The 3,178-nt window shown below is 65.4% G+C and carries 2 protein-coding genes and 1 pseudogene; all 3 read left to right on the forward strand.

Features of this window, described 5'->3' with window-relative positions:
- Positions 1-1,862 (forward strand): cellulase family glycosylhydrolase (locus tag AC1DYI_RS30610; RefSeq protein WP_477207886.1); only part of this gene is annotated, 1,862 nt, incomplete at its 5' end.
- Between the two features lie 131 nt (positions 1,863-1,993).
- Positions 1,994-2,890 carry a DUF2167 domain-containing protein gene (locus tag AC1DYI_RS30615; RefSeq protein ID WP_477207887.1) on the forward strand — a complete coding sequence of 299 codons (897 nt, stop codon included), beginning with the start codon at positions 1,994-1,996 and terminating at the stop codon, positions 2,888-2,890.
- A gap of 10 nt (positions 2,891-2,900) precedes the next feature.
- Positions 2,901-3,178 (forward strand): annotated as a pseudogene (locus AC1DYI_RS30620) (site-2 protease family protein); the annotation flags it as partial.

Genomic DNA, 3,178 nt, shown 5'->3' on the forward strand with positions numbered 1-3,178 from the left:
GGCTTGTGCTGAGCCATCCGACCTTGCACGCCCAATGCGTAGCCGAACGGAACGGCCCTGTGCAGGCGGCGCCAGCGCCGTTGCATGTCGACGGCATGTATTTCAGGGACGCGCAGAACCGCGTCGTCCTKCTCAGGGGCATGAACGTGAGCGGGACCGGCAAGGTCCCGCCCTTCACGCTGCTGTCGGATGCCTCTCAGATGACGCAGCTGAAGAATTGGGGCGTCAACATCATCCGATTGACCTTCAACTGGGAGGCGTATGAGTCGACCCGATGCCAGTACGACGCGGGCTACCTCGGCGCCTACGAAACCGTGGCCCAGTGGGCAGAGGCCGCAGGCATCTTCGTGCTGGTCGACTTTCACCAGGACACGTATTCAAGATTCGCCAACCACGGCTGCGGCGACGGCTTCCCCCAGTGGGCGATCGCGTCCACCCTCACCCGCTACCAGCCCGACAACGGGTCGAGCTGCCAGTTCCTGATCCCGGGATGGTGGGGCGTCAGCGCCTTCCTGGACCCTAACTTCCATGCCACCTGGCACGCCTTCCACGGCGACGTTGAAGGCATCAAGAGCCGCTACATCGAGATGGTCGCTTCGGTCACGCAAGCGATGGCCAAGCACGGCAACGTGATCGGCTACGACCTGATGAACGAACCGTGGGGCTACGACTACGAGATCGCCGACGTCTACAACCGCGCATCGGCGGTCATCCGCGAGCGGCATCAGGGCGCCATCCTGTTCTACGAGCCGACGGCCGACGCGCCTGTCGTGAGCGCCCCGCAATGGACCGATGCCAATGGGCAGCCCCACCGTTACGACAACACGGTGTGGGCGCCGCACTACTACGAGTTCTCCGCCAACGTCTTGAAGAACTGGATGGGCGCCTCGCCTGACGGCACCTTCGCGGGCCAACTGGCGCAGGCCACCAAGAACGGCTCGGGCCACTTCCTCGGCGAGATGGGCGAGTGGTCCAACACGGCGCATGTGAACGGGTACATGGAATCGATCTACGACACCATGGACGCCCGCTTCATGTCCGGCGCGCAATGGGGCTACACGCCGCTGTGGACGCCGGACAAGCTCGACGGCTGGGACACCGAGGACTTCAGCGTCGTGGCCGGCGGCCAGCTGCGTTCGCAGCTGTACCACCCCAGGTTCTTTCCCCGCGCGACGGCGGGCACGCCGATCGGCTTTCGCACCTCGGCCACCTCGTTCTCGTACAGCTGGAACAACGTGCCCCAAAGCGGCAGCACGGAAGTCTTCATTCCGGCGGGCTACAGCGTAGATCAGTCCGTCATCAAGGTGAGCCCGTCGACGCTGGCCTGCCGCACGGAGCGCTCGCTGGACCAACAGATCCTGCGCTGCAGCGGCCCGGACGCTTCGCCCAGTTCCGTCGACTTCTCGTTGGCGCAACCGCTGGTCGACGGCGTCGTCTACCGCCTGACCAACCTGCACACCGGCCTGGTGGTGGACGTGGCGAACTGGTCAAAGAGTCCCGGCGACTCGGTGCATCAGTGGGAGTACGTCGGCGGCGCCAACCAGAGATGGAAAGCGGTCGACAAGGGCCAGGGTATGTGGAGCTTCGTCTCCGTCAACAGCGGCCTGTGCCTGAGCGTGCGAGGCGACGGGGTCGGCAGGGGGCGCGGCATCATCCAGGCGACGTGCAGCGACACGCACCCGAGCCAGCGTATTCGGCTGAACCACGTGGGCGGCAACGCCTTCCAAGTGGTCTTCAACCACAGCAACGGCTGCCTGGACGACAACAACTGGTCAACCGGCAACGGGGCCTGGTTGCAGCAATGGTCTTGCGCCAGCCCGGCCCAGGCCAACCAGGAGTGGCTGTTCCAGGTCGTCCAGTAGGCGGGCAACGGGCACAGCCCGCATCGCGGATGCCAAATCCGTCCTGGTAGAAACCCACCCGCCCCCGGCCGGCGCATGGCGGCCATGGGAAAATTGGCCCTCCTAACAACGACGGTTCTCGGGAGGGATCCATGACGCGATCAATCGCCGCCGCGCTGCTGCGCCTGGCACTGAAACTCACTTTGCTCGTCGGCGGCACCGCCGCTTTGGCTGATGCGCCGCCCGATGGGCAGAAGGCCTGGGACGAAGCGGAGAAGACCGCTCAGTCCGGCCCGGCCGACATCAAGCTGCTCGACAAGGCGGTGCTGAAGCTGCCCGAGGGCCGCGTCTTCATCCCGCAGCCGCAGGCCACCAAGCTGCTGCAGGCCATGGGCAACCCGGGCGAAGACCCGCGCCTGCAAGGCCTGATCTTCCCCAAGGGCGAAGACCAGAGCTGGTTCATGACGGTGCGCTACGAAGACTCGGGCCACATCAAGGACGACGACGCCAAGGAATGGAACGCCGACGACCTGCTGAAGAGCTACAAGGAAGGCACCGAGGCGACGAACGCCGAACGCGAAAAGCTGGGCGTGCCGGCGCTGGAGATCATCGGCTGGGCCGAGAAGCCGGCCTACGAGGCCAGCACCCACCGCCTGGTCTGGGCCATGTCGTCGCGCGAGAAGGGCTCGACCGACGCCGATGACCAGGGCGTCAACTACAACACCTACCTGCTGGGCCGCGAAGGCTACTTCAGCATGAACCTGGTGACCGGCCTGAAGGAGCTGCCGGCGCACAAGCCCGAAGGCCAGGCCATGCTGGCAGCGCTGAACTTCAACGAAGGCCAGCGCTACAGCGACTTCAACGAGAAGACCGACCACCTCGCTGAGTACGGCCTGGCCGCGCTGGTGTTGGGCGTCGGCGCCAAGAAGCTGGGCTTGCTGGCAGCAGCCGGCCTGTTCTTCGCCAAGTTCGCCAAGCTGATCATCCTCGGCGGGCTGGGCGGGCTCGCGGCCATCGGCAAGCTGTTCAGCCGCAAGAAGCAAGCCTGACGGCAGCCCCATGATCAAGCTGCTCTTGCTGCTGCTGTCCGGCGTCAAGCTGGGCAAGCTGCTGACCACCGGCGGCACGATGCTGCTGTCGGTGGTGCTTTATGCCTTCGTCTATGGCTGGCGTTACGCGGTGGGCTTCGTCGCGCTGATGTTCGTGCATGAGATGGGCCACTACATCGCCGCCCGCCAGCGCGGCCTGAACGTCGGCCTGCCGACCTTCATCCCGTTCGTCGGCGCCTGGGTCGAGCTGAAGGACATGCCGCACGACGCCGAGACCGAGGCCTACGT

The sequence above is a fragment of the Ideonella sp. P3_A4 genome, assembly GCF_056403075.1.

Excerpts from the sequence above, each read along its gene's own strand:
- AC1DYI_RS30615 (WP_477207887.1), top strand. The coding sequence starts at position 1,994 with ATGACGCGATCAATCGCCGCCGCGCTGCTGCGCCTGGCACTGAAACTC.